The sequence below is a fragment of the Corallococcus sicarius genome (genome assembly GCF_003611735.1).
Classification (GTDB): domain Bacteria; phylum Myxococcota; class Myxococcia; order Myxococcales; family Myxococcaceae; genus Corallococcus; species Corallococcus sicarius.
Genome location: NZ_RAWG01000744.1, coordinates 1 through 448, shown reverse-complemented (window position 1 = coordinate 448; position 448 = coordinate 1). Strand labels below are relative to the sequence as shown.

At 49.8% G+C, this 448-nt stretch carries 1 protein-coding gene; it reads left to right on the top strand.

What is annotated here, in order from left to right; translation table 11 throughout:
• Window positions 1-161: 161 nt before the first annotated feature.
• Window positions 162-448: hypothetical protein (locus tag D7X12_RS42695; protein WP_147444034.1), on the top strand; the 287-nt coding region annotated here is incomplete at its 3' end.

Sequence of the window (448 nt, the reverse complement as noted above, 5' to 3'; positions counted from 1 at the left end):
GCTTTCCATCCTTCTGTAAAGGCAGATCAGCGCTCATGGGCTGAATCTGGTCGGACTCATAAGAGATCAGTACGGCAGCGGCAGCGAGGTAAGGAGAATCAAGTGAGATTTCATGCGCAGGTATTTTTGTTGTCGTTGCTTCAGTGGAAGTAGGTGCAGCCATGCTGCGTAATCGTTCCAGGATCGATGCGGTCTCCAGTTTTTTTGAAGGATGGTCCATGATAACAGGGTTAATGAATACATTGAAGGGCAGTATCAAGAGCAAGTCCGGCAAGTACCTTAGTGCGAAGGGGTACGGGGCCCGGGTCTTGCGCAAAAACAAGATCCACCATGGCAGTAATGCCGGCGTCGTCGATCTCGATATTTTTGTAAAGGGCAAACCTTCTGAAATACCGTTCGATGTCGCTCCGAACTACAGATTGAATCTGATCTGTCCGCACCCGGTTCC